General features: G+C 72.1%; 22 protein-coding genes. 14 read left to right on the top strand and 8 right to left on the bottom strand.

The window, feature by feature from the left end:
• The first annotated feature begins 72 nt into the window (after window positions 1-72).
• The 4 genes from AB0C28_RS14040 (at window position 73) to AB0C28_RS14025 (ending at window position 2,775) form a co-directional block, all read left to right on the top strand.
• Window positions 73-1,170: an alcohol dehydrogenase catalytic domain-containing protein gene (locus AB0C28_RS14040; RefSeq protein ID WP_358074502.1), complete on the top strand. Its 1,098-nt coding sequence runs from the start codon at window positions 73-75 to the stop codon at window positions 1,168-1,170.
• A gap of 71 nt (window positions 1,171-1,241) precedes the next feature.
• The gene (locus AB0C28_RS14035; protein ID WP_357837909.1) at window positions 1,242-1,736 is read left to right on the top strand and encodes a cupin domain-containing protein; all 495 of its coding nucleotides are present in this window, start codon (window positions 1,242-1,244) and stop codon (window positions 1,734-1,736) included.
• Window positions 1,737-1,744: 8 nt separating this feature from the next.
• Window positions 1,745-2,392, top strand: coding sequence for a metalloregulator ArsR/SmtB family transcription factor (locus AB0C28_RS14030; protein ID WP_358074499.1), 648 nt, complete (start codon window positions 1,745-1,747; stop codon window positions 2,390-2,392).
• A gap of 62 nt (window positions 2,393-2,454) precedes the next feature.
• Complete coding sequence (locus tag AB0C28_RS14025) at window positions 2,455-2,775, top strand: hypothetical protein (RefSeq protein ID WP_357837915.1); 321 nt, start codon at window positions 2,455-2,457, stop codon at window positions 2,773-2,775.
• Between the two features lie 37 nt (window positions 2,776-2,812).
• On the opposite strand, the gene AB0C28_RS14020 is transcribed toward AB0C28_RS14025, so the two are convergent.
• Window positions 2,813-5,047, bottom strand: coding sequence for an MMPL family transporter (locus tag AB0C28_RS14020; RefSeq protein ID WP_358074497.1), 2,235 nt, complete (start codon window positions 5,045-5,047; stop codon window positions 2,813-2,815).
• 99 nt (window positions 5,048-5,146) lie between these two features.
• On the opposite strand from AB0C28_RS14020, the gene AB0C28_RS14015 reads away from it, so the two are divergent.
• A complete protein-coding gene (locus tag AB0C28_RS14015; RefSeq protein ID WP_358074494.1) occupies window positions 5,147-5,671 on the top strand; it encodes a helix-turn-helix domain-containing protein in 525 nt (174 codons plus the stop codon).
• A gap of 138 nt (window positions 5,672-5,809) precedes the next feature.
• Window positions 5,810-6,226, top strand: a complete 417-nt coding sequence (locus AB0C28_RS14010) for a hypothetical protein (RefSeq protein ID WP_358074491.1) — start codon at window positions 5,810-5,812, stop codon at window positions 6,224-6,226.
• A 49-nt stretch (window positions 6,227-6,275) separates the two neighbouring features.
• Here AB0C28_RS14010 and AB0C28_RS14005 read toward each other — a convergent pair whose 3' ends face one another.
• A complete protein-coding gene (locus tag AB0C28_RS14005) occupies window positions 6,276-7,373 on the bottom strand; it encodes an ROK family transcriptional regulator (RefSeq protein ID WP_358074489.1) in 1,098 nt (365 codons plus the stop codon).
• 100 nt (window positions 7,374-7,473) lie between these two features.
• On the opposite strand from AB0C28_RS14005, the gene AB0C28_RS14000 reads away from it, so the two are divergent.
• Both AB0C28_RS14000 and AB0C28_RS13995 read left to right on the top strand, forming a co-directional pair.
• Window positions 7,474-8,688, top strand: a complete 1,215-nt coding sequence (locus tag AB0C28_RS14000) for a Gfo/Idh/MocA family oxidoreductase (RefSeq protein WP_358074486.1) — start codon at window positions 7,474-7,476, stop codon at window positions 8,686-8,688.
• A 140-nt stretch (window positions 8,689-8,828) separates the two neighbouring features.
• On the top strand, window positions 8,829-10,469 hold the full coding sequence (locus tag AB0C28_RS13995) for a hypothetical protein (protein WP_357837933.1): 1,641 nt from the start codon (window positions 8,829-8,831) through the stop codon (window positions 10,467-10,469).
• A gap of 27 nt (window positions 10,470-10,496) precedes the next feature.
• Here the strand turns inward: AB0C28_RS13995 and AB0C28_RS13990 are convergent, their stop codons facing one another.
• The 4 genes from AB0C28_RS13990 to AB0C28_RS13975 form a co-directional block, all read right to left on the bottom strand.
• Window positions 10,497-10,718: a DUF6203 family protein gene (locus AB0C28_RS13990; RefSeq protein WP_358074483.1), complete on the bottom strand. Its 222-nt coding sequence runs from the start codon at window positions 10,716-10,718 to the stop codon at window positions 10,497-10,499.
• A 54-nt stretch (window positions 10,719-10,772) separates the two neighbouring features.
• Window positions 10,773-12,779: a PASTA domain-containing protein gene (locus AB0C28_RS13985; protein WP_358074481.1), complete on the bottom strand. Its 2,007-nt coding sequence runs from the start codon at window positions 12,777-12,779 to the stop codon at window positions 10,773-10,775.
• 109 nt (window positions 12,780-12,888) lie between these two features.
• Window positions 12,889-14,388, bottom strand: a complete 1,500-nt coding sequence (locus tag AB0C28_RS13980) for a serine/threonine-protein kinase (RefSeq protein WP_358074478.1) — start codon at window positions 14,386-14,388, stop codon at window positions 12,889-12,891.
• 153 nt (window positions 14,389-14,541) lie between these two features.
• Window positions 14,542-15,348, bottom strand: a complete 807-nt coding sequence (locus AB0C28_RS13975) for an LLM class F420-dependent oxidoreductase (RefSeq protein WP_357837945.1) — start codon at window positions 15,346-15,348, stop codon at window positions 14,542-14,544.
• A gap of 89 nt (window positions 15,349-15,437) precedes the next feature.
• Here AB0C28_RS13975 and AB0C28_RS13970 point away from each other — a divergent pair, with 89 nt between their 5' ends.
• The 5 genes from AB0C28_RS13970 (at window position 15,438) to AB0C28_RS13950 (ending at window position 20,597) form a co-directional block, all read left to right on the top strand.
• Window positions 15,438-16,685 (top strand): LLM class flavin-dependent oxidoreductase, encoded by a 1,248-nt coding sequence (locus AB0C28_RS13970; protein WP_357837947.1) that lies wholly within the window; start codon window positions 15,438-15,440, stop codon window positions 16,683-16,685.
• Complete coding sequence (locus tag AB0C28_RS13965) at window positions 16,682-17,554, top strand: TIGR03619 family F420-dependent LLM class oxidoreductase (protein WP_357837950.1); 873 nt, start codon at window positions 16,682-16,684, stop codon at window positions 17,552-17,554. The genes AB0C28_RS13970 and AB0C28_RS13965 overlap by 4 nt, the downstream gene beginning before the upstream one ends.
• Window positions 17,555-17,628: 74 nt before the next feature.
• Window positions 17,629-18,447: a HipA family kinase gene (locus AB0C28_RS13960; protein WP_358074475.1), complete on the top strand. Its 819-nt coding sequence runs from the start codon at window positions 17,629-17,631 to the stop codon at window positions 18,445-18,447.
• Window positions 18,448-18,482: 35 nt separating this feature from the next.
• Window positions 18,483-18,821, top strand: a complete 339-nt coding sequence (locus AB0C28_RS13955) for a DUF3037 domain-containing protein (protein ID WP_357838025.1) — start codon at window positions 18,483-18,485, stop codon at window positions 18,819-18,821.
• A 72-nt stretch (window positions 18,822-18,893) separates the two neighbouring features.
• Window positions 18,894-20,597: a SpoIIE family protein phosphatase gene (locus tag AB0C28_RS13950; protein ID WP_357837956.1), complete on the top strand. Its 1,704-nt coding sequence runs from the start codon at window positions 18,894-18,896 to the stop codon at window positions 20,595-20,597.
• A 36-nt stretch (window positions 20,598-20,633) separates the two neighbouring features.
• On the opposite strand, the gene AB0C28_RS13945 is transcribed toward AB0C28_RS13950, so the two are convergent.
• A complete protein-coding gene (locus AB0C28_RS13945) occupies window positions 20,634-21,476 on the bottom strand; it encodes a GNAT family N-acetyltransferase (protein WP_357838028.1) in 843 nt (280 codons plus the stop codon).
• A gap of 72 nt (window positions 21,477-21,548) precedes the next feature.
• A complete protein-coding gene (locus tag AB0C28_RS13940) occupies window positions 21,549-23,165 on the bottom strand; it encodes an alpha/beta hydrolase (RefSeq protein ID WP_357837959.1) in 1,617 nt (538 codons plus the stop codon).
• A 149-nt stretch (window positions 23,166-23,314) separates the two neighbouring features.
• Between AB0C28_RS13940 and AB0C28_RS13935 the strand changes: the two genes are divergently transcribed.
• Window positions 23,315-24,103 carry an NAD(P)-dependent oxidoreductase gene (locus AB0C28_RS13935; protein WP_357837962.1) on the top strand — a complete coding sequence of 263 codons (789 nt, stop codon included), beginning with the start codon at window positions 23,315-23,317 and terminating at the stop codon, window positions 24,101-24,103.
• The last annotated feature ends 90 nt before the right edge of the window (window positions 24,104-24,193 follow it).

Genomic DNA, 24,193 nt, shown 5'->3' with positions numbered 1-24,193 from the left:
CTCCAGCACGAACCGCCCTCGCTCCCGAGCAACCGCTTGCTCGCACCAGGCGCCCCGGCTAGCGTGTGGCACATGCTCATGCGCGCGGCCGTGCTCACCGCCTTCCACGCTCCCCTGGAAATTCGCGAGGTCGAGATCGCGGACCCGGCCGCCGGCGAGGTCCGTGTCCAGATCAAGGCGTCGGGCGTGTGCGGCTCCGACCTCAAGGCCATCGACGGCAAGAGCCCCGTGGTGAGCAAACCGCCGTTCATCCTCGGCCACGAGAGCGCCGGGGTGGTGGAGAGCGTCGGTACGGGCATCACCTCCGTCAAGCCCGGCGACCACGTCATCATCGCCATGAACGGCCCCTGCGGCCCCTGCGGCCGCTGCCGCTCCTGCGGCGCCGGCCGGTTCCACCTCTGCACGGGCCCGTCCCGGCTGCCCACGATCATGGGCGGCGCCCCCAGGGTCACGCTGGACGGTGAGGAGACGCGGCGCTTCATCGGCATCGGCTCGTTCGCCGAGTACGCCGTCGTCCCCGAGCCCATGTGCGTAAAAATCGGGAAATCGGCGCCGTTCGATGCCATGTGCCTCCTGGCCTGCGGCGTCGTCACCGGCGTGGGCGCCGTACTCAACGTCGCCCAGGTCCCGCCGGGCGCCACGGTCCTCGTGGTCGGCTGCGGCGGCGTCGGGCTCAACGTGATCCAGGGCGCCGTGCTGGCGGGCGCGACCACGATCGTCGCCGCCGACGTGGCCGAGCGCAAGCTCAAGCTGGCCGAGCAGTTCGGCGCGACCCACGCGGTGCTCGCCTCCGACCTGCCACAGCAGGTGAACGAGCTGGTCAGGGGCGGCGTGGACTACGCCTTCGACGTGACCGGCGTCCCCGGCGTGCTGGCCCAGGCGTTCGCCGCCACCCAGCCGGGCGGCACCACCGTCATGGTCGGCAGCCCGCCGAAGGGCCACCCCATGGAGCTGGACACCGGCCTGCTGTTCGCCTCCCGCCGCCTGATGGGCACCCAGGGCGGTGACGCGGCCCCGCACCGCGACCTGCCGATGCTGGCCGCCCAGTACGCGCGGGGCCACCTCGACCTCAACGCCCTGATCACGGAACGCCTCCCCCTGGACCAGATCAACGACGCCGTCGCCCACGTCCGTCAGGGCACGGTCGCCCGTACGGTCATCACGTTCTGAAACCCGGGCCTTTCGCACCAGCCTCCTCCTCGTTATTCTAAAATTCCTTAGAACCATAGAGGAGATGAACGATGTCCTACCCCGACGCCCGCTACTTCGGTGAGCAAGGCGAGCACAGCGGCACCTTCACGATGGCCGACCGGACGCCCGACCTCTCGATCGGGGAGGGCGGCACGCAGGTGCACTACCTCGCCACGGGCGGCTCGACGAACGGCGCGTTCGGCCTGTACCGCTGGGAGATGGGCCCGCGCCCGTCCGGCCCCGGGCCGCACTTCCACCGCACCATGACCGAGTCGTTCTACGTGCTGTCCGGCACGATCCGGCTCTTCAACGGCGCGAAGTGGGCCGACGGCAGGCCGGGCGACTTCCTGTTCCTGCCGGAGGGCGGCGTGCACGCCTTCCGCAACGAGTCGGGCGAGCCGGCCACGATGCTGATCCTGTTCACGCCGGGGGCGCCGCGCGAGGCGTACTTCGAGGAGCTCGCCGAGATCGCCAACACCGGCCGTCAGCTCTCCCCCGAGGAGTGGACCGAGCTGTACCTGCGCCACGACCAGTACATGGTCTGAGGGCGACGATGGCGACGTTCCCCGAGGAGCCGATCTACGCCCAGCTCGCCCGCATCGGCAAGGCTCTGGCCAGCCCGGTGCGGCTGCGCCTGCTGGACGTGCTCGACCAGCGCGAGCGCACGGTCGAGGAGCTGGCGCAGGCGGCGGGGATCCCGCTGAAGAACACCTCCGCCCAGCTCCAGCAGCTGCGCGCGGCCCACCTGGTGATCGGCAGGCGCGACGGCGCGCACGTCCGCTACCGGCTGGCCGGCGAGGAAGTGTCGCGCTTCCTCGGCGACTTCCAGTCGTTCGCGGACGGGCGGCTGGCGGACCTGCGCGACGCCGTACGGAGCCGGCTGGGCTCGCTGGAGGGCGTGAGCGCCGACGAGCTGGCGGCCCGGCTGGAGGATCCCGGCACGGTGGTGATCGACGTGCGATCGGCGGACGAGTACGCCGCCGGGCACGTGCCGGGGGCGGTCTCCGTGCCCATGGCGGAGCTGCCCGGCCGGCTGCGCGACCTGGCGGGGGCGGCGGAGATCGTGGCGTACTGCGGGGGGCCGTACTGCGTGGTCTCCCCCGAGGCGGTACGCCTGCTGCGCGCGCACGGCCAGGACGCCCGCCCGCTCGACGGCGGCTTCCTCGGCTGGCGCCGCGCCGGGAAACCACTGGAACACTGAGTAACCTAATCCCTACGCTGTGCAGCACGGATCGACGCGGCAGGAGGGCGGCGGGAGGAACGGTGCACGTCAGACAGGTCATCTCGCTCGGCCTGCTCGCGGCCCTGGCGCTGGGCGGCACGGCCCACGCCGGCAGCGGGCGGGGCAGGATGTTGTACGACTTCGGCGACGACGACGTGATCGTCTGGAGCCTGCCCGAGCCCGGCGCCGACCGGGTCGGGTTCGGCCGGCTGGGACAGCAGTTCGAGGCCGACCGGTCGGAGCAGCACGGGCTCTATCAGTGCGACGAGAACTTCGCCAGCACCCTGTGGCATCACGGCCGCAACACGACCACGGGCGACGTCGGCTGGGTCGCCGCCTGCGACGTCACCGACCCGGACTGACCGGCCCCGACTGATGACGCCGTTTATGGCCTGATCGCTACACCCCGGCCGTGACCGGCTGCTCCCGCCGCTCCACCACGGGCTCGTCGTCCTCCTCGTGCCCCTCCACCGACAGGTTCGGCAGGATCCGGTCCAGCCAGCGCGGGCACCACCAGTTGAGCCGGCCCAGCAGCACCATCGTGGCCGGCACCAGGAACCCCCTGATGATCGTGGCGTCCACCGCGATGGCCACCGCCAGCCCCACCCCGAACGTCTTCACCATGGCGTCCGGATAGGCGATGAACGCCACGAAGACGGCCACCATGATCAGCGCGGCCGAGGTGATGACCCGCCCGGTGGACCCCAGTCCCTCGGCCACCGCCCGCGCGTTGCCGCCGTGCCGCTGGTACGACTGCCGCACCGCGGTCAGCAGGAACACCTCGTAGTCCATCGACAGCCCGAACAGCACCGCGAACAACATCAGCGGCACGTAACTCTCGATGGGCACGGAGAAGAAGACCTCCTGCACGTACGACGAGCTGACCGGCGGGTCCATGCCCACCAGCCTGCTGCCGAGCCCGACCGAGAACACCATCGCCAGCGCCCCGAAGGCGGCGCCCAGCGAGACCAGGTTCATCACCGCCGCCTTGATCGCCACGATCGGCGCGCGGAAGGCCAGCAACAGCAGCAACGCGCTCAGCAGCACGACGACCCCGATGACCAGCGGGGTGCGCTCGGCCATCCGGTCGCCGGCGTCGGTCAGCCCGGCGACCTTGCCGCCCACATGCAGCTGGACACCCGGCACGGAGATGTCCCTGACGTCCCTGACCACCTGGGCGGAGCGGCTGTCGCTGGGGGCGTACTCGGGGATCGCCTGCAGCAGCACCGACCGGCCCGAGGTGTTGACCTTGGGCTCGCTCACGTGCGCCACGCCGTCCACGTCCTTCACCTCGCGGACGAGGTTGTCCACGATGGGGTCGCCGGCGTCGGCCACCTTCGCGGGCAGCTCGGCGACCACGATCAGCGGGCCGTTGGCGCCGGGGCCGAAGCCGGTGGCCATGAGCTCGTACGCGCGCCGCGGCTCGGAGCCCCGCGCCCCGTACCCCTCGTCGAGTGCCCCGAGCTGGAGCGCCAGGGCGGGCGCCGCGAGGGCGCCGAGGACGACGGCGCTGGCCAGCAGCACCCGCCACGGGCGGCGGGCCACCCACGAGCCGAGCCCCGCCCAGCCGGTGCCGCCGGTGGTGTGCGCGCCCGAGGCGGCGCCGCGCAGGAGGGGCACCTTGAGCGCGTTGATGCGGTGGCCGAGCAGGCCGAGCAGGGCCGGGACGAGCGTGACGGAGGTGAGCACGGCGGCCACGACCGAGATGCCGGTCACCCAGCCGAGCGTGGCCAGCAGCGGGAACCCGGCCAGCATCAGCGCGCTCAGGGCGATGATCACCGTGCCGCCCGCGAACACGACCGCTCCGCCGGAGCTCGCCACGGTCCGCCGTACGGACTCCACCACCGGCACCCCGCCCGCCAGCAGCCGGCGGTGGCGCGACAGCAGGAAGAGCGCGTAGTCGATGCCGACGCCGAGCCCGATCATCGTGGCCATGATGCCGGCCTGCTTGGGCATGTCCACGACCCAGCCGAGCAGGCCGATCACGCCGAGCCCCGAGGCGACGCTGACGAGCGCGACGAAGATCGGGATCATCGCCGCCACCAGCGTCCCGAACGCAAACACCAGCACCAGCAGCGCGCAGACCACGCCGATGATCTCGCTCGGCCCGGTCTTGATCTCCTTGTCGGCAGGCGTGGAGCTGTCGGCCGGCACCACTTCGAGCCCGGCCGCGCGGGCCGGATCCGCCGCCTTCGACAGCGTCTGCGTGGTCTCGCCGATCTTCTGGGGGGCGTTGCCCTCCAGGCGGACGGTGATGAGGCCGATCTGCAGGTTGGAGGAGATGCCGCCCCTGCGGAAGGGGGTGTCCACGTCCTTGACGTGCGGCAGGTCGCGCAGCCGGTCGATGGACTGCTCCACGGCCTCCTTGCGCTTCTTCTCGATGAGGGGGCCGTCGGCGGAGTAGAGCAGGAGTTGTACCGTTCCGCCGGTGGAGTAGCCGGAGCCGAAGCCCGTCTTCATCAGGTCGTGCGCGCGCTGCGCGTCGGTGCCGGGGATGCTGGCGTCACTGGTGGTCGGGGCGGCGAACACCAGGCTGGAGCCCATGAGGGCGGCGGCCGCGATCACCCACGACACCAGCACGATCCAGCCGTGCCGCGCGCACCAGCCGCCCAGCCGTCCCAGCAACCGCGTCATCGCTCTGCCCCCACTCGACGGCCGTCCTGTACGGTCGTACAGGACATACGATAAAACGGGATATATCCGGAAGGCCGTCTCCCATAGGGAAATGAGACGATGACCACACCCGACGACACCCGCAGCCGGATCCTGGCCGCCGCCAGGGAGCTGTTCGCCGAGCGCGGTTACGCGGCCACCTCCCTCGCCGACATCGCCGCCGCCGTCGGCCTGACCAAGACCGCGGTCGCCTACCACTTCCACCCGAAGGACCGGCTGGCGCTCGAACTGCTGTCGCCGGTGGCGGGCGACATGCTCGCGCTGCTGGACGCCACGTACGACAGCCGCGCCGACTTCATCGAGGCCCTGGTCGGCTTCGCCGTGCGCTACCGGTCGGTGATCCGGCTGTTCATGGAGGACTTGGCGGCCGACGACTCGACCGCGGAGCCCGGCTCGGAGCGCGCCACGATCAAGTCCTTCAGGGACGAGATCTACACCAGGCTGGCCGGCGACGACCCCACCCCGGAGGCCAGACTCCGCAGCTGGGCCCTGCTCGGGGCGCTGCAGTGGGGCGCGGTCAAGACCATGGACCTACCGGAGGCCCAGGTCCACGCGGCCCTCCTCAAAACAGCCCGCGCCTACTGACCCTCCCACGGCACCACGACCCGCCGCGACCCACCGCAGCGCCCCGCCCCTTTCAGCACCGCTCAACGCGGACTCAACACAGGCTCAACAGCCGTGCGGCCACGATGCTCTCATCGATCCGATCTTCGGGAGGGTGGCATGCGGCACACGATCAGGACGGTCACGGCCATCGCGGCGGCCGGGGCGGTGGCGGGCGCGGTTCTCATGGCCGGGCCGGCCGAGGCGGCCACAGAGGCGGCCACAGAGGCGGCCACAGAGGCGGCCTCAGTGGCGGCCTCAGTGGCGGGCGCCTGCCCGCCGATCGCGGTCTCCAACCTGGATCCCGGTCACGGGGTGATGAAGGGGACGTACGCCCTCAAGGCCGGGCCGTACGCCGGACGCAGGTGCAAGAAGGTCGGCACCGCCCGCAAGGGACAGATTCTCTACCTCCACTGCTGGAAGGAGAACCTGTACGGCACCATGTGGGTCTTCGCCCGGGTGAAGGGCACCAACAGGTACGGGTGGATGTCGCAGGACAACTTCAAGTACGTCGTCACCGAGTTCAGGATGTGCTGACGGGACGGGAGACGCGCCCCAGGCGGAACAGGGGGCCGTCCGGGGCGCGTCAGAGACCCAGCATCTCGCGTTCCACGTGATCCAGCGCCAGCCGCACGGCCCCCATCGCCACCCCTTCGTCCCCGAACGCCGACGCCACCACCTCCGGCGCGTTCACGCACAGCTCGGCCAGGTGCCGGCGCAGGGGGTCGAGCAGCACGTCCCCCGCCCGCGCGTGAGCGCCGCCCAGCACCAGCAGGTCGGGATCGACCGTCAGGGCGAGGGCCGAGGCGCCGACGGCGAGGTGCTCGGCGTAGCGGTCCACCCGGCGCACGGCGGCGCGGTCGCCGGCCAGGGCGGCCTTGAAGACCTCGGCCGCCGAGGCGTCCTCGGCCAGTTCGCGGACGGCCCGTTCCCAGCCGACCTGCCGCAGCGTGCCGATCTCGCCGGCCGCGCCGCGGCGCCCCTGGTGCAGCCGGCCGCCGATCAGGATGCCCGCGCCCGCCCGGTGGCCGAGCAGGACGTACACGAGGTCGGAGACGTGGCGCGCGCTGCCGCGCCAGTGCTCGGCGAGCGCGGCGAGGTTGGCGTCGTTGGCGGCCAGCGCGGTGCAGCCGAACCAGCCTCCGGCCAGCCCGGCCAGGTCCACGCCCGTCCAGCCGGGCAGCGTGAGCGACAGCGAGACCCGCCCGGTGCGATCGACGATGCCGGGCGTCCCCGCCGCCACGGCCCAGATCCGCCTGCGCGCCAGGCCCGCCCCGTCGACGCACTTCAGCGCCGTACGCCCGGCCGCCTCCAGCCGCTCGTGAGCCGCCGCGCCGCCGGGGACCGGAGCCCGTTCCCAGGCGATCACCTCTCCGTCGAGATCGGCCAGCGCCGCGACGACGGCGTCTCCCCCGACCTCCACGCCCACCACGTGACCGGCGTCCGCCCTGAAGGCGAAGCGCCGCGCCGGCCGTCCCATCGCGCCCTCGTCCGGCGGCAGCTCGCGGACGTAGCCGCGCTCGCCCAGCTCGTCGAGCACGGCCTCCACGGTCTGCCTGGACAGCCCGGTGACGCGGCCGAGCCGGGTCAGCGTGGTCACGCCCTCGCGGCGCAGGGCCCGCAGCGTGACCTGGGTGTTCACCTTGCGCAGCAGGGACGCGTCACCCGGCCGGAGCTCAGTCACTTATGAGACCCTTTCCCGTAAGTCCCCTATTGACGGCTACCAGCCCGGATCCTAGCATCGATCGACATACGTAAGCTGGTGTCATAAGTGGAGGATTGCCATGGTCACGCTCGCTGTCGTCGGCGCGGGCTCGCGGGGGACCGCCTACGCCCGTCACGCCACGGAGTCCGGCCGGGCGCGGGTGGTGGCGGTGGCCGATCCGCTGGACTCCCGGTGTGACCGCTTCCCCGGCGCCGAGCAGTACGCGGACTGGCGCGAGCTGGCGGCGCTCCCCCGCCGCGCGGACGCGGTGATCATCTCCACCCAGGACCGTGACCACGTCGAACCCGCGGTGCGCTTCGCCGAGCTGGGCTACGACATCCTGCTGGAGAAGCCGATGGCGGTCTCCGAGGACGACTGCCGGGCGATCGTGGCCGCCTCGGAACGTTCCGGGGCGGTGTTCGCGGTGTGCCACGTGCTGCGCTACACCCCGTACACGCGGGCGTTGAAGACGCTGCTCGACTCCGGCCGGATCGGCGAGATCGTCAGCATCCAGCACCTGGAGCCGGTGGGCTGGTGGCACCAGGCGCACTCGTTCGTCCGGGGCAACTGGCGGCGCACCGACGAGTCCACGTTCATGCTGCTCGCGAAGTCCTGCCACGACCTCGACTGGCTGGTCCACCTCACCGGCAAGCGGGTCACGCGCGTGTCGTCGTTCGGCGGGCTCGCCCACTTCCGTCCCGAGAACCGCCCCGACGGGGCGGCCGATCGCTGCCTGGACTGCGCGGTCGAGGACACCTGCCCGTACTCCGCCAAGCGCATCTACCTGCCCCTCGCCGGCCAGGACACCTGGCCGGTCTCGGTGCTCACCGACGACGTCTCCGAGCAGGGCCTGCTGGAGGCGCTGCGCACCGGCCCTTACGGCAGATGCGTGTACGCCTGCGACAACGACGTCGTCGACCACCAGGTGGTGAACCTGGAGTTCGAGGGCGGCACGACGGCGTCGTTCACGATGACGGCCTTCACCCCGTCGCTGCACCGGCAGACACGGATCTTCGGCACCCGCGGCTCCATCGACGGCGACGGCGACCGCCTGACCGTCACCGACTTCGTCACCGGCGGCTCCGAGGTGGTCGACACCCGGCCCAGCGGTGACGCGACGGCGCACGGCGGCCACGGGGGCGGTGACGAGGGGCTGGTGGAGGCGTTCCTGGACGCGGTGGCCAGCCGCGACCACTCCTCGGTGCTGTCCTCACCGGCCGAGAGCCTGCACAGCCACCTCATCGCCTGGGCGGCGGAACGGTCGCGGCTCGAAGGCGAGACCGTTCCCCTGTGACGCGGAGAGGAAACGGAAGGTAAGCACATACGATCCTGACGGGAAGGAGAAGTCCGCCCGCGCCGGACTCCGAGCGGGAATACTGGGCAGCCAGGGCTCTCACCCTGCTTCCCCCCACCGGCCGGCAGAAGGTCACGGTTGTGCGTACCTGGTTCGCGCCCGACGAGGCCGCGGAGTTCGCGGCGGCCAAGGCCGTGCTGCTGCGCCGCTGCCTGGTCTGGGCATGCGAGCGCGGCCGCCCCGCCGACGAGCTGCTGCTCTCCGCCGCCGTGGACTCCCGTCACCACAGCCGCGACGGCCGGATCGCCTACTGGGACGACGCCCAGATCAGGCGCTTCCTGCTGGCGTGGGTGCCGAAACACGTCGTCGCTCCGCGCGAGGTCCTCGACCTGGCGCCGGACGTCCTGCGTACGTACGTGCGCTACCTGGCCGCGACCGGCCTGCGTGACCCGCGCGGCTGCACCCCCGATGAGGCCGACGCGGCCATCACCCGGGCCGCCGTACCGTTCCGCAGGACCCTGGACGCCGGCCGTACCGACACCGACCACCACGTCCTCGAAGAGCTCCTTGAGGCCCGCTTCACCGAACCGGCCCTGAGCCTCGACGAGACCCGCGCCGCCGCGCGCCCGCCGATCGCCCTTCCGCCGCCCGCCGACCTGACGGCCGCCGCCGCCCGCAGCACCACCGTCCGGCACCTGACCGCCCTGGTCACGTGCTCGGGCGACGTCTCCGCCGTCCCCGACCTGCTCCGGGCCTGGGCGGATGTTCTGGCACCCCATGCCGCCGGCCTGATCTCCGATCCAGAGGCGTTGTGGCGGCGCGCCTTCGACGTGCTCCCCGAGCTGGGTCAGGCGGTCGGCGCCTCTCTTCCCCGCCTCTTCGGCCGGCTCCTCCCGGTCGTTCTCGACACGCTTTACGGCATGGACGACGTCCCGCTGACCTGCCTGGAGAAGGCGGTCAGGCCGGCCTGCCGGCAGGGCTTCGACGAGGACCTTCCGCGAGAGACCCGCCGCCACTGCCTGGCCCGCGACCTGGCCCGCACCCTGGAGGTCCTGTCCGATCTGGGCGCGGTGGAGCTGACCCGCGGCCCGCTCATCCCCCTCCACGCCGACCCTCACCACGAGGGCCTTTTCCGTGAGGACGACCACCCGGAGTTGCCGGCCTTCGCTCCTCTGGCCCGGCTGACCCCGCTGGCCCTGCGCGCCGTACGCGAGCGGCTCCTGGCGGACGGTCACGACGCTCCCCTGCTCGGTGAACTGTCCACCGCCAGACCCGCCGAGCTCCTGGGCGTCCTCACCCAGCACTACCCGCCCAGGGAGGCCGCCGCCGAGCTCAACGGCTGGCTGTCCCGGCCGGGCCAGGACGTCGAATGCCTCCTGCGGGCCATCAGCGCCTGCCCGTTCCGCTCCCGCGCGACCACCATGCTCGCCGTCCTGGTGGAAGCCCTCCCCGAGGGCGACGTCCTGCTCCGCGAGCTGCGCCACGACCTGATCCTCGGCCCGACGGCGCTGACGCTCCTCATGGACGTGGGCGAGATCGAGCCGATGGGGCTGGGGCAGCGGGAGCACCTGCTGCTGGGGGCCGAGAACTTCCTCACGATGCTGGAGGTCGGCGGGCCGCAGGTGCTGATCGCCCAGCTCCGAGGGTTGGCGGGCAGTAAGGCGTACCGGTTCGTGGAGTCGGTGCTGGCGTCGGGGCATCACGATGACGAAGGGCTGGAGGACCTGCGCGACCTGGTCGCCGAGCCGCTGCGCCTCACGTACTCGCCGGGGCCCGCCTAACTCCGCGTGCCCTCGTGGCCTGCGTCGTCAGCGGCGTCCGCTGCGTACCGGCCGCCTGGCGGGCGTCGCCCGCCGTGGCATCGGCGCGTTCTCCCGCTCCGCCCGCCGCCGCTTGTGCCGCCGGCCCAGGAACCAGCCGACCCCCAGCACGACCAGCCCGAGCGGGGTCTTGGACAGGTAGCGGGCCACCACCAGCTTGAGGAACTTCTTCATGCCGGCCCACTGCCCAGGAAGCCCCCCGTCACTCACCGCTGCCATCGGCTCGCCCGCCACTCGCCGCCCTGCTGCCGGATTGCCCGCCTGTCACCCGCTGATGGTCGGTTCGCCCGGTTCTGATGGTTCGGGGGTGGACTCGCCGGGGTCGGGATCGGGGCCCGGGCCCGACTGGCCGGCCACGCCGACCGTCAGCACGATCCGGCTGCCGGCGGCGGCGCAGGTGTTCGGCGGGACGCTCTGCGCGAGCACCAGCCCGGCCCGCGACTCCTCCTCCACCAGCTGCTCCTTCGTCCGCACCCCGAAGCCCGCCGCCACCAGGGCGGCGCGGCCCGCCTCCCCCTGCCGACCGACGACCGACGGCACCGTGACGCCGTTGCGCGCGACCGTGAGGGCAACCGGGGAGCCGCCGGCGAGGCGGCGGCCCGCCTGCGGGGTGGTGGTGAGCACCTGGCCGGTCGGTTCGCGCGAGCAGGAGAAGCTCACCTCACCGGCGTGGAGTCCAGCGCCGGTCAGGGCCGACTCGGCGGCCTTGCGCCGCATGCCCACCACGGACGGTACGGCGATCCCCTTCGACACCCGCAGCGTCACCGTCGCGCCCTTGTTCACCATGGCCCCGGAGCCGGGCTCGCTGCTCAGGACCCGGCCGATCTTCTGCGCGGAGTCGACCTCGGTGACGGCGCCGAGGACGAGCCCGGCCTTCTTCAGCGCCTTGCCCGCCACGCCCTTGTCCAGCCCGGTCAGCGCCGGTACGGCGATCACGAGCGGGCGGGCCGGCGGAGGTTCGGCGGTCGATTCGCGCGGTCCCCGCGTCTCCCGCGTCCTGGTCGGCGCCGGCTCGTCCGAGGGAGAGCGGGCGGTGGAGGGGTGCGAACGCGGCGGCGGCAAGGGCGCGGCGGCCTGGGAACCCGGAGGAATCGGGTCGTCGCCGCCCCGGCTGAGCGCGGGAACGACGATCGTGAGCAACACGGCGGCGGTCACCAGCAACGCGGCGCAGACCGCGACGGCCGCCCTGGGCCAGCCCCGCCCCCTCCCCGCCACCGGCGCCGGCTCGGTGACGACCGGGGGTAAGGAGACATGGGAAGATGGTTCGGCAAGCTGATATCCGCTGCCCGCCGCTCCCGTGTCCTCGGGCTCGGCCATCGGGTCCGGCGCCGCGCCGACCGACCACCGCTCCGCAAAACCCTCGGTGTCCTCCGGCGAGGCGGTCGGTGAGCGTTGCTCCGGCACCAGCGGCGGCGTCCGCAGGATGTGCGGCGGCGGCGGCGAGCGCAGCACCTCGGCCGGTATCTCGTCCCCCGTAGCCTCCCCCAGCAGCTCGAACAGCAACTCCCTGCTGCTCGGCCGGTTGCGTGCGTCCTTGTCCAGGCAGGCCGCCACCAGCGTGCGCAGCCGTCCGTCCAGCAGACCCAGCTCCGGCGGCGCGGTCAGGATGCGGTGCAGCACGGGCGCCACGGAGTCCTGCCCGAACGGCGCCGTGGCGTTGGCCGCGAAGCACATCGTCGCGCCCCACGAGAACACGTCCGCCGCCCCGGTGACGGCCGAGGCCGTGATCTGCTCGGGCGCCATGTACGCGGGCGTCCCGACACCCCGCCCGCTCACCGTGGCCGCCGCGTCCAGCGCCCTGGCCAGGCCGAAGTCGATGACGCGCGGCCCGTCCGACCCGAGCAGCACGTTCTGCGGCTTGAAGTCCCTGTGCACGATGCCCGCCCGGTGGATGGCGGTCAGCGCCGTGGCCGTGCTGACCGCGAGCCGTTCGAGCGCGCCGCCCCGCCTGGGCCCGGTGAGTGCTACCTCCCGGTGCAGCGAGGGCCCGTCGACGTACTCGCTCACGATGTACGGCCGCCCGTAGTCGAACCCGGCGTCGATCACCTGCGCGGTGCAGAACCTGGCCACGTGCTTGGCCAGCTCCACCTCCCGCAGAAAAGCCGCCTGCTCGTCCCCGACGGGCCCGTGCAGCAGCTTGACCGCGTACGTCTCGCCGTCCCTCGACCCGAGGAACACCGCACCTTGACCACCCTCGCCGAGGCGCCCGGAAAGTTCGTACTCCCCGAGTCTGTGGGGGTCCCCCGTTCTGAGCGGCTGTGCCGTGGGCACGAGGCCGCCTCCCCTCGCCGCGATCCCTTTCTGCCTTCCACTGAAGGCAAATGAGCGCGAACAGTCAACGGTGCCCAGGGCAATCGCTGCCTGACCGTGACACAGCTGGTCAAGGGGTGCGCGAGACCGTACCCGAATACGTCACTTCATCCTCACCGGAACGGGTCACCTTGATGTCCAACTGGTTCACGTCGGAGGTGGGGAACATGCGGACCGTACCCGGATAGCACTCCGTGCCCGTGACCCGGTCGAGGGTGAAGACCATGCCGCTGCCGTCGCGTCCGAGCCGGCCGGAGCAGTGCAGGTCGGCGCCCCAGCGGAACGAGCCCGCGCCGTCGCCGCCGAGGCGCACTTCCATGGGGAAGACGCGGTCGGCGGTGAAGTGCTGGGCCGAGCCGGTCCAGGTGCCTTCGAAGCCGGGGCCCTGCGCGCCGCGCAGCCAGAACACGAAGCCGGCCGCGGCCATCAGCAGCGCCGCCGCGGCGAGCGCGAGGTGCCAGGGGCGCACCCGCCGCCAGGCGGGAGCCGCGGTGCGATTGCGGGCGGCCGCCACCTGGGCGGTGATCACGGGGAAGCTGGTAGTGGGGTCGGGGTCGGTGATCACGCCGGGCTGGGCCTCGGCCGCCCCGAGCCCGACGACCCGGCCGGAACCGGAGGTGAGCGCGCCCAGCCCGGCCTGCTGCCGGGCCTTCGCACCGGCCGGAGCGGGCCGCGACGGCTCGGCGGGCTCACCGCGCTCACCGGGGGCGCTGACGCCGGCGGCGGGGCCGACTGCGGCCATCGCGCCCGTGGACAGCAGATCTCTCTCGCCCGCAGGCTGCCCCAGCAGGCGGCGCAGCACCTCTTCAGCGTCCGGCCGCTCGGCCGGCTCGGTGGCCAGGCACGCCTCGACGATCTCGCGCAGAGGCCCGCTCAGCGGGCCCAGGTCCGGCTTGCCGTAGAGCACCCTGGCCAGGATCTCCTGGTGGGTGTCGGCGGTGTACGCGGGCCGCCCTGAAGCGGTGTAGGCGACGGTCAGCGCCCAGGCCCACATGTCGGCGGGCGGCCCGGCCGGCTCGCCCTTCATCCGCTCCGGCGCCATGTAGGCGGGCGTGCCCATGGGCGTGTGGGCGGTGGCGGCGGCGTCGACCAGCCGCGACACGCCGAAGTCGATCACCCGGGGCCCGTCGAGGCCGAGCAGCACGTTGCCCGGTTTGAAGTCCCGGTGCACGACCCCGGCCCGGTGGATGGCTCCGAGCGCGGTGGCGGTGCCGATGGCCAGGCGCTCCAGCGAGCCGCCCCGCCGGGGCCCTTCGACCATGATGTGCTCGCGCAGCGAGGGCCCGTCGACGTATTCGCTCACCAGGTAGGGCCGGTCGCCTTCGAGGTCGGCGTCGAGCAATTGGGCCGTGCAGAACGCGGCCACCCTGCGTACGGCCTCGACCTCCCCGAGGAAGCGGCGCCGCCCGTCGGGATCGCCCGACAGGCTCGCATGCAGCAGCTTGACCGCGACCGGCGCCTGCTGCGGGGAGTGGCCCAGGTAGACGACTCCCTGGCCACCCTGACCGAGCCTGCGTGTCAGCCGGTACGCCCCGAGCTGTCGGGGATCATCGGCACGTAGCTCGGACATATCCTTCCATTATGCCCGCTGACCTAGGTGGACGGCGTACTGATCGAGCAGCGGCGACATCGATTCAGGCCACGCCCGAACCCTTCCCCGCGCGGGTGACCTCGCCTCGCGTCCCGCGCGTCACCTTGATAACGATCTGTACGCGGTGCGATCTCACACCATCGCGGCGTACTCGTCCAGCACCGGCAGCACCACGTCGGCGGGCCCGCTGGGCAGATTGGCCACCGACTCGGTGACGCCGAGCCCGGCGTAGTAGTCCAGCTTCTCCTTGGTGGGCCGGATGGCGAACGGGATCACCTCGGCCATCGGCCGCCCGGCCCGCTCGCACGCCTCGCGCAGCGCCGGCAGCGCCGCCTTGACGCCGCGCCCGCCGATCGGCATCCATCCGTCGGCGTACTCGGCCACGTGCGCGAACAGCTTCGGCCCCGCGGCGCCGCCCACGTACACCGGAGGCATACTGGTGGGCTTCGGCCAGGACCAGGACGGCTCGAACCCGTCGAAGGAGGCCACCTCGTCGCGCCACAGCGCCCGGATGGCCAGCATGTTGCGCCGCGCGACCTCCCGGCGCTCGCCGTACGGCACCCCGTGGTCCTCGATCTCCTCCACGTTCCAGCCGAACCCGATGCCGACCGTCAGCCGCCCGCCCGACAGCCGCTCCAGAGTGGCCAGGGCCTTGGCCGTGACGATGGGGTCGCGCTGGGCGGCGAGCAGGATGCCGGTCCCGACGCGCAGGCGCTCGGTCGCGGCGGCGGCGAAGGACAGGGCGACGAGGGGGTCGTAGGTGCGCTTGTACTCCTCGGGCAGCTCTCCCCCGACCGGGTACGGCGTGCGCCGCGAGACGGGGATGTGGGTGTGCTCGGGCAGGTAGAGCGAGTAGAAGCCGCGCTCCTCCGCCGCCCTGGCCAGGTCCTGGACCGGCATGGCCAGATCCGTGGCGAACATCGTGACCCCGAGCCTCATCCGTCCTCCCGGCAGGCGAACCAAGCGATTGCTCGGTTAAGATTTCCAGAGTACCTTGCAGAAGACCATCCCGCGGAAAGAGGTTTCCGGTGAAGTTTTCTATCTTCCTGAATCCGCAAATTCCAGGCTCTGGGTACGCAGCCGAGGAGAACGCCAGGGCCAAGCGCCCGATCGGGCGCGACACGGAGTCGTACCAGAGGCTGCTGCACGAGGTACGGGAGATAGCCGTCCACGCCGACCAGATCGGGTTCGACGCGCTCATGATGACCGAGCACCACTTCCACTCCGAAGGGATGGAGTTCTCGGTCAACCCGTTGATGTTCCTCACCGACCTGGCAGCCAGGACCGAGCGGATCCTGCTCGCGCCGCTCGGACTCGTGCTGCCCGCCTGGGACCCCATCAGGGCGGCCGAGGACGTGGCCCTGCTGGACCAGTTCAGCAAGGGACGGCTGCGGCTGGGCGTGGCGCGTGGTTACCAGAACCGCTGGATGAACGTCCTGGGCCAGCGCTGGCAGGCCGCCGCCGCCCGCTCCGACGGCTCGGCCAGCGACACCCGCAACTTCGACGTCTTCGGTGAAGTCCTGAAGATCATGAAGCTGGCGTGGACCGAGGAGACACTCCGCTACAAGTCGGACGTGCTCGATTACCAGGTGCCCTACCCGTACGACGGCATCGAGGGCTGGCCCGCCCAGGAGTGGACCAGGACCTTCGGCGCGCCCGGCGAACTCGACGAGGACGGCAAGGTGCAGGCGGTGTCGGTCTGCCCGCGGCCGTACCAGAACCCCCACCCCGAGCTGTGGCAGCCGTTCACGATCTCGGACCGGTCGGTCATCAGGGCGGCGCAGGAGGACATCCTGCCGTGGATGTTCACCCCCAACCCCGACGACCACGCCGCCAAGGCCAAGCTCTACCAGGAGGAATCGGCCAAGCAGGGCCGCCACTACAAGCTGGGCGAGCACACCGGCATCCTGAAGATCGTCGGGATCGCGGACACCACCGAGGAGGCCATCAACACCTTCGGCCGCAGCATCCCCAAGGACTTCGCCGCCTTCTTCGGCCCGTTCGGCTACCTGGAGGTGCTGCGCAAGAAGGAGGACGAGAAGCACAAGCCCATCTCCCCGGAGAAGGGCGACGCCAAGCGCATGAACGACGTCGAGATGGCCCTGTTCGGCACCCCCGACGACGTCAAACGCGGCATCCAACGCATGCTGGACCGGATGCCGGACCTGGAGTGGTTCGGCCTCTACATGCAGGGCCAGCAGGGCGTGCTCCCCCTCGACACCGTCAAGCGCAACCTGGAACTGTTCGCCACCAAGGTCGCCCCGGAGTTCCGATGAGATTCTGGCTGGGAGCCTCCTTCGCCGACAGCGACCAGTTCGTGGAGCTGGCGCGGGCCGCCGAGCGGTGCGGGTTCGACACGCTGACGCTCTCCGACCACCTCTTCTACGCCGACTTCGCCTCGCCGTACCCGTACTCGAAGTCCGGCAGGCCGCGCTGGGACGCGCGTACGCACTGGCCGGACGTCTGGGTCACGATCGGCGCCATGGCGGCCGTCACCAGCACTCTGCGCTTCTCCCCGAACGTCTACATCGCGCCCGCCCGCGACCTGTTCACCGTGGCCAAGCTGGTCTCCACGGCGGCGGTGCTGTCGCACGACCGGGTGACGTTCGGCGTGGGCGTCGGATGGTGCAAGGAGGAGTTCGTCGGCACCGGCCAGGACTTCCACACGCGCGGCAAACGCCTGGACGCGATGCTGCCGGTCCTGCGCTCGCTCTGGTCGGGCGAGACGGTCACCGTGGACGGCCTGCCGCCGCTGTCGATCTCACCCACCCCCGCCGCCCCCATCCCCGTGTACGTGGGCGGCGACAGCGAGGCGGCGCTGCGGCGCGCGGCCCGGCTGGGCGACGGCTGGATCGGCAACCGCATCTACACCGAGGAGCAGTTCGACACCGTCCTCGCGGATCTGCGCGGCCGCCTCGACGCCAACGGCAGGAGCATGGACGGCTTCGAGATCATCGCGCCGCTGGCGGTGCTGCCGGAGGCGGAGACGTACCGCCGCTTCGCCGACAAGGGCGTGACGGGGACGATGGCGGCGCCGTGGTGGCTGGCCACGCCGGAGGAGAAGGCCCGGTACGGCGAGGGCACGCTCGAACTCAAGATCGCCACCATGGAGCGCTTCGCCGAGGAGGTCATCGCGAAGATGTGACGCCCTCGCGACCGGGCGGGGTGAGCCGCGGCCCGACCGGCATGGCTCCGCCCAGGGGACGGTAGCCTCGTCTCGTGCTGGAAAAGATCACAGCCACCCGCTACGTGACTCCACTGCGGGAGGGCGGGTCGCTGCCCGGCGTCGTCGAGGCCGACGACCTCGGCACGTACGTCGTGAAGTTCCGCGAGGCCGGCCAGGGCCGCAGGGTGCTCGTCGCCGAGATCATCGCCGCCGAGCTGGGCCGCCGGCTGGGGCTGCGCACGCCCGAGCTCAAGCTCATCGACCTCGACCCGCAGCTGGGCGCCAGAGAGCCGGACGAGGAGGTCCAGGACCTGCTCAAGGCCAGCACCGGGCTCAACCTGGCGGTGGACTTCCTGCCCGGCGCGCTCGGGTTCGAGCCGCTGGCCTGGGTGGCCGATCCGCTGTTCGCGGCCAGGGTGATCTGGTTCGACGGCCTGATCCACAACATCGACCGGAGCTGGCGCAACCCCAACCTGCTCGTCTGGCACCACGAGACCTGGCTGATCGACCACGGCGCCGCGCTGTGGTTCCACCACAACTGGCGCACCGCCGACCCGCAGCGGCCTTTCGACGCGAGCGACCACGTGCTCGCCCCCTACGCGGGCGACGTGGGCGCGGCGGGCGCCGAGCTGGCCGCGAAGATCACGCGGGAGCTGCTGGAGGGCGTGACGGCGCTGGTGCCGGACGAGTGGCTGGCCGGCGAGCCGGGTTTCGACTCGCCCTCCGACGTACGCGCCGCGTACGTCGACCATCTGCTGCGCCGGGCCCACGGCCCCGGTGGCTGGCTGGTCACCGGCGGGCAGGAGCGGGGCCGCAGGGCGGCGGGCCCCGGATCGGTCGGCGAGTTCTGGCGGGGAGGCGGCGACCGGTGATCAGGGATGTCTACGAGTACGCGGTGATCCGCGTGATGCCCAAGGTCGAGCGGGGCGAGCTGATCAACGCCGGCGTGCTGCTCTACTGCCAGCCGCGCGGCTACCTGTGCGCCCGGGTGGCGCTGGACCCGGCGCGGCTGCGGGCCCTCGACCCCCACGCCGACGTCGAAGGGGTGCGCCGGGCGCTCAGCGCGTACGAGCTGGCCTGCGGCGACGAGGCGGGCGCGCTGGCCGCCGAGCCGCTCGGGGGCAGGTTCCGCTGGCTGACGGCCCCGCGCAGCACGATCGTCCAGGCGGGCCCGGTGCACGCGGGGCTGACCGCCGACCCGGACACCGAGCTGGCCCGGCTGTTCGACCAGCTCGTCCGGGTCTGACCCCACCCGGTGGTGCGGTGAAGTGGGGAGATCGTTGGGTAGAAGCCGCAAAGAGGGAAGGGAGAGCCGGTCATGAGCGTGCCGTCCGGAGACGCCGAACGGTCCCTCGCCATGGGCGGCAAGCGCCCCTTCGAGCTGGGTGACCTCGTCGACGCGGGGGCCTACGTGGTGGACGACGGCGGCCGCATCATGCAGGTCAACCCGCGGGCCGAGCACTTGCTGCGGCGCGGCGCGGAAGAGCTGATCGGCCGCGACGCCCACGACCTGCTGCACCGCGGCGAGCGCGGCCAGCCGCTGCCGCGCAGCCGCTGCGAGATGCGCGGCCCGCTCCTGACGGGCGGCAGCGCGCAGGGCGTGGAGCAATGGCTGGAGCGGGGAGACGGCACCCTGATGAAGATCTCCTGGCTGGTCACCCCGTGCCAGGGCGACGACCCCCTGACCAGCGCCCTGGTGATCTTCCACGAGGCCGGTTCGGGCGAGACCGGGCCGCGGGAGCCCTCCCCCGTCCACACGCCGATGTCGGAGCGCGACCGGCTGGCCCTGCTCGCCGAGACGACCACGACGCTGACCTCCAGCCTCGACGTCGGCGAGACCCTGCGCCAGCTCGTGCGGCTGGTGGTGCCGCTGCTGGCGGACTGGGTGGTGATCGACCTGTTCACCGAGGAGGGATCGGTCTCCCGCGCGGTCGTGGTCCACTTCGAGAACGGCACCCTGACGCACCGCGCCGAGCTGGAGGAGCTGCTGCCGCCGCTGGCGCGGGAGTCGCCGATGCCCCTGGCGCGGGCGCTGCGCGGGGTCACCGCCGCGCTGGTGGGGCCCGAGGACTACCAGGGCCGCCCCGACTCCGCCATCACCGCCGCCCAGCAGCACCTGATGGAGGTGACCGGCATCCGGTCCGCGTGCATCGCCCCGATCCGCGGCGTGCGCGAGGTCGTCGGCGCGATCACCCTCGGCCGCTCCGAGCGGGCCGAGCCGTTCACCACCGACGACATGCTGCTCACCGAGGACATCGCCCGCCGCGCGGGGCTGGCGCTGGACAACGCGCGCCTGTACGAACGGCAGCGGCGGGTCGCCGAGACCATGCAGCGCCACCTGCTCCCCCAGCTGCCCACCGTGCGGGGGCTGGAGATGCGCGCCTGCTACGTGCCCGCCCCTGACGCCTCACAGGTCGGCGGCGACTGGTACGACGCCTTCCTCATGTCCGACGGCACGGCGGGGCTGGTGATCGGCGACGTGATCGGCCACGACCTCGACGCCGCCGCGGGCATGGCGCAGGTCTGCAACATGCTGCGCGCGTACGCGGGAGAGCTGGAGGAGCCGCCCAGCATGGTCATCGACCGGCTCGACCAGGCGGTGGCCCGCATGGCGGACCCGACGATGGCCACCGTCGTCTTCGCCCGCGTGGAACACGCGAACGGCGGCTGGCAGCTGCGCTGGACGAACGCGGGCCATCCGCCGCCGCTGCTGGTCGAGAGCGACGGGCGGGCCCTCTTCCTGGAGGGCGCGAGCGGGCTGCTGCTGGGCACCGGTCACCGCCTGCCCCGCGAGGACGCCGTCGTGCCGCTCTCGCCGGGCTCGACCGTGCTCTTCTACACCGACGGCCTGATCGAGTCGCCCAGCCACGCGCTCGACGACGGCATGGAACGGCTGAGCACGCAGGCCGCGGGCCTGATCGGGCAGCCGCTGACCGCCTTCTGCGACCGGTTCCTGGCCAGTGTCCGCCCGGCCGACAACGACGACGACGTCGCCCTGCTCGTCCTGCGCGTCCCCGGCTGAGCACGCCCGGCGCGTTCGTCGTACGCAGAGGAGCTTCTAGAAAAGCACGGACATGAAGGTGTCGACCTCGCGGAAGCCCACCTTGCGGTAGACCGAGCGCGCGGCGTGGTTGTAGTCGTTGACGTAGAGCGTCACGATCGGCGCGAAGCAGCTCATCGCGGCGTCGACCACGGCGGCCATGCCCGCCACCGCGTGGCCCCTCCCCCGCAGCTCGGGCGCCACCCAGACCCCCTGGATCTGGCAGGCGTGCGGCGTGACGGCCCCCACCTCGGCCTTGAACACGACCCGTCCGTCCTCGATCCGGGCGTAGGAGCGGCCGATCCTGATCAGCTCGGCCACCCGCGTGCGGTAGAGCGCTCCACCGTCACCGAGGTTGGGCGAGACGCCCACTTCCTCCGTGAACATGGCCACGCACGCCGGCAGCAGGATGTCGAACTCCTCCGGCCGCACCCTGCGCACCAGCGGGTCGGGCGGCACCGGCGACCTGTGCGAGATCGCCATGACCGGCTGCGCCCAGCGGATCGCCCGCGCCCGCCCCCAGTGCGGCTCCAGCCGCTCCCACAGCAGCGCGACGGCGTCGGCGGGGCCCACGATCGAGGAGCACCGCCGGCCCTGCTTGCGCGCGCGGTCGGCGAAGGCGTGCACGGCTTCGGGACCGGCGTTGACCGGCACCAGGTTGGCGCCGGCGTAGCAGAGTGACACGAGGCCACCGCGCGGCCCGAATCCCCACATCTGTCCGCCGAGTCTCGCCGGGTTGAGTCCGACGGCCCGCACTCGGGAGGAGACGAAGACGTTGGCGACCGGGTCGGAGTCAAGCAGCGCGAGAACTTCGTCCCGGTCGTTGTCGTCGAGCACGCGCGACGCCGATGTACGCAGCATCACACGGTCAGACTACGCGAAGGGTCACCGAATGGCTCATCTGGAACTGCCAACGGTAACCCTTTCTTGACGTCAGCCTCCGCGCAGCATGTCCAGCGCGCCCAGAATGCCGAGCAGCGCGTGCCTCTTCGGCTCCTGCGACGTCATGTGCTCGGCCGGACGGGGCTCGGCGGACGCGGCGCACCGCGTGTCCCTGGCCGGCAGGGTGCCGTCCCTCAGGTACGCCGCCAGGTGCCCGTCCACGCATGTGTTGCCCGACAGCGAGACGCCGTGGTTGCCGCCGCCCTCCAGCACCATGCGCGAGCGCGGGAAGAGCGCCGCCATCCGCTGCGCGCCCCGGTAGGGGGTCGCGGCGTCGTGCCTGGACTGCAGGAGCAGGATCGGCGGCAGCTTCGGCGACTGGCGCACCTGCACCGGCGTGCCGCCCCTGACCGGCCAGAACGCGCACGGGGCGTTGAACCAGGCGTTCGGCCAGGTGAGGAACGGCGCCTGCTGGTGCATCGCGGCCATGTCGGTCCGCCAGGTCGCCCACTGGCGCGGCCACTGCGCGTCACGGCACTGGACGCCCAGGTAGACGGCGTAGCCGTTCTCGTCGGACGCGTCGTTCTTGCCGTGCCTCTCGTAGATCTCGGTCAGGCCCTTGACCTCGCCCCTGCGGACGTACGCAGACCAGGCCTGGGCGAACAGGGGCCAGACCTTGTCGCTGTAGCCGGCCACCGTGAACGTGTCGTCGAGCTCACTCGGCCCCACGACCCCGCCGGCGGGCCGGGAGCGCAGCCGGTCGCGCATGGCGTAGTAGGCGAACGAGGTCTGCTTCGCGGTGGCGCCCAGCTTGTAGACGCCGTGGTGCTTGGCGGTCCAGGCCAGGAACTGGCGGTGGCGGTGCTCGAAGGAGCGGTCCTGCCTGAGGTTGGACTCGTACCAGACGGCCGTGGGGTCGACGATGCTGTCCATGACCAGGCGCTTGACCCGGTCAGGGAAGAGGGTGGCGTAGACGCCGCCCAGGTAGGTGCCGTACGAGTAGCCGAGGTAGCTGATCTTCTCCTCGCCCAGGGCGGCCCTGATGACGTCCATGTCCCTGGCGGAGTTCTCGGTGGTCAGGTGGGGCAGCAGCCAGGACCAGCGGTTGCCGCACGCGGTGGCGAACTCGGCGGCCCGGCGCAGCAGCACCCGCTCCTCGGCCTGCCCGTGCGGCACCGCGTCGGGCCTCGGGGGCTTGTAGAAGACGTCCGGGTCCACGCAGTGCACGGCCGGCTCGCTGCCGCCGACGCCGCGCGGGTCGAACCCAACGATGTCGTACCGTTCGGACACGTCGGCAGGCAGGGACGTCGCCACCAACTCGGTCAGCTCCCGCCCAGGGGAGCCTGGCCCGCCCGGGTTGAGCAGCAGCGTGCCCAGGTGGTTGGCGTCCCTCGCCACCTTGGCCTTGATCCGGTTCACGGCGATCTTGATGGACTGGCCCCTGGGCTGGCGGTGGTCGAGCGGCACGCGTACGGTGCCGCATTCGAGCGCCGCCGACACCGTCTTGCCCGCCACCTTCGGACAGGCACCCCAGATCACGGCCGCCTGCGCCTGCCGCCCGGCCACCGCCGCCGCGGCTTCCCTGCCGGCCACCGCCGCACCGTCCGCGCCGACCATCCCGGCGATGAGCACCGCCATACCGGCGACAACCCCAGCTACCCGCTTCACCCGGCCTCCTCCCTTGTCATAGGCCTAGCGATGCTCCCGTGCGCGGCTTGGAACGGTTCCGGGTATGGCGAAAAGCTTGCCAATTTGTAATCGATCAATGACAGGGAGTGAAAGCCAGGAATGTCGGTGGCCGCTGGCAGACTCGCCTCATGACCATGGAGACCGTCGTTCTCACCGGGGCCGCCGGCCGGGTCGGGTCCATGCTGCGCGAGCCCCTGCGCCGCCGCCTGACGCGTCTGATCTCGGTCGACCGCGTGCCGCTGTCCGCCGCAGGCACTGGCGAGGAGGTCCACCAGGCCGAGCTGAGCGAGCCCGACGACGTGGCGGCGCTGCTGCCGGGGGCCGACGCGATCGTCCATCTGTCCGGCGTGCCCGACGAGGCCCCGCTGCCCGACCTGCTCGATGCCAACGTGTCGGGCACCCACCACGTGCTGGAGGCGGCGCGCCGCACCGGGGTCAGGCGCGTGGTGCTGGCCAGTAGCAACCGCCTGACCGGCTGCTACCCGGCGAGCGAGACCGTCTCACCCGGCATGCCGCCGCGCCCCGACGGCCTCTACGGGGTGAGCAAGGTCGCGGTGGAGGCGCTGGGCCGCCTCTACGCCGACAAGTTCGGGCTGGAGGTCGTGTGCCTGCGCATCGGCAGCCTGGAGCCGGAGCCCGGCGAGCCCCGTCATCTGGCCACCTGGCTCAGCCCGCGCGACTGCGCCGGCTTCTTCTGGGCCGCGCTGACCACGCCTGGCCTCACCTTCGCCGCCCCCTACGCGGTGTCGGCCAACACCCGCCGCTACTGGGAGCTGGACGACCGTCTCGGCTATCACCCTCTTGACGACGCCGAGGCATATGCCGCCCGCATCCCTGGGGTGGCCGCCCACTTCACCGGCGACCCCCCGCAGGGCGGCGCCTTCGCCGACCCCGCCTACACCCTCCCGCACCTCTGACCCCGCTCGAGGTTCGCGCCGGAGTCATCGGCTCGCGACCGTAGGGCCGAGACGGGAGACTCACGCGACTGCGGGACCGAGGCGAGAGAC

Source organism: Nonomuraea sp. NPDC048892 (assembly GCF_040649735.1).
Lineage (GTDB): Bacteria > Actinomycetota > Actinomycetes > Streptosporangiales > Streptosporangiaceae > Nonomuraea > Nonomuraea maheshkhaliensis.
Note: the sequence above shows the minus strand (reverse complement) of the source record. Positions and strands in the feature narration are given on the sequence as shown.

Bases quoted from the DNA above. Each gene is read 5' to 3' on its own strand.
- AB0C28_RS13950 (WP_357837956.1), top strand. From the start codon at position 18,894: ATGAGCGTGCCGTCCGGAGACGCCGAACGGTCCCTCGCCATGGGCGGC.
- AB0C28_RS13975 (WP_357837945.1), bottom strand. From the start codon at position 15,348: ATGAGGCTCGGGGTCACGATGTTCGCCACGGATCTGGCCATGCCGGTC.
- AB0C28_RS14020 (WP_358074497.1), bottom strand. From the start codon at position 5,047: ATGACGCGGTTGCTGGGACGGCTGGGCGGCTGGTGCGCGCGGCACGGC.
- AB0C28_RS13935 (WP_357837962.1), top strand. From the start codon at position 23,315: ATGACCATGGAGACCGTCGTTCTCACCGGGGCCGCCGGCCGGGTCGGG.
- AB0C28_RS13965 (WP_357837950.1), top strand. From the start codon at position 16,682: ATGAGATTCTGGCTGGGAGCCTCCTTCGCCGACAGCGACCAGTTCGTG.
- AB0C28_RS14000 (WP_358074486.1), top strand. From the start codon at position 7,474: ATGGTCACGCTCGCTGTCGTCGGCGCGGGCTCGCGGGGGACCGCCTAC.
- AB0C28_RS14010 (WP_358074491.1), top strand. From the start codon at position 5,810: ATGCGGCACACGATCAGGACGGTCACGGCCATCGCGGCGGCCGGGGCG.
- AB0C28_RS14015 (WP_358074494.1), top strand. From the start codon at position 5,147: ATGACCACACCCGACGACACCCGCAGCCGGATCCTGGCCGCCGCCAGG.
- AB0C28_RS14030 (WP_358074499.1), top strand. From the start codon at position 1,745: ATGGCGACGTTCCCCGAGGAGCCGATCTACGCCCAGCTCGCCCGCATC.
- AB0C28_RS14035 (WP_357837909.1), top strand. From the start codon at position 1,242: ATGTCCTACCCCGACGCCCGCTACTTCGGTGAGCAAGGCGAGCACAGC.
- AB0C28_RS14040 (WP_358074502.1), top strand. From the start codon at position 73: ATGCTCATGCGCGCGGCCGTGCTCACCGCCTTCCACGCTCCCCTGGAA.
- AB0C28_RS13955 (WP_357838025.1), top strand. From the start codon at position 18,483: ATGCCCAAGGTCGAGCGGGGCGAGCTGATCAACGCCGGCGTGCTGCTC.
- AB0C28_RS13945 (WP_357838028.1), bottom strand. From the start codon at position 21,476: ATGCTGCGTACATCGGCGTCGCGCGTGCTCGACGACAACGACCGGGAC.
- AB0C28_RS13980 (WP_358074478.1), bottom strand. From the start codon at position 14,388: ATGTCCGAGCTACGTGCCGATGATCCCCGACAGCTCGGGGCGTACCGG.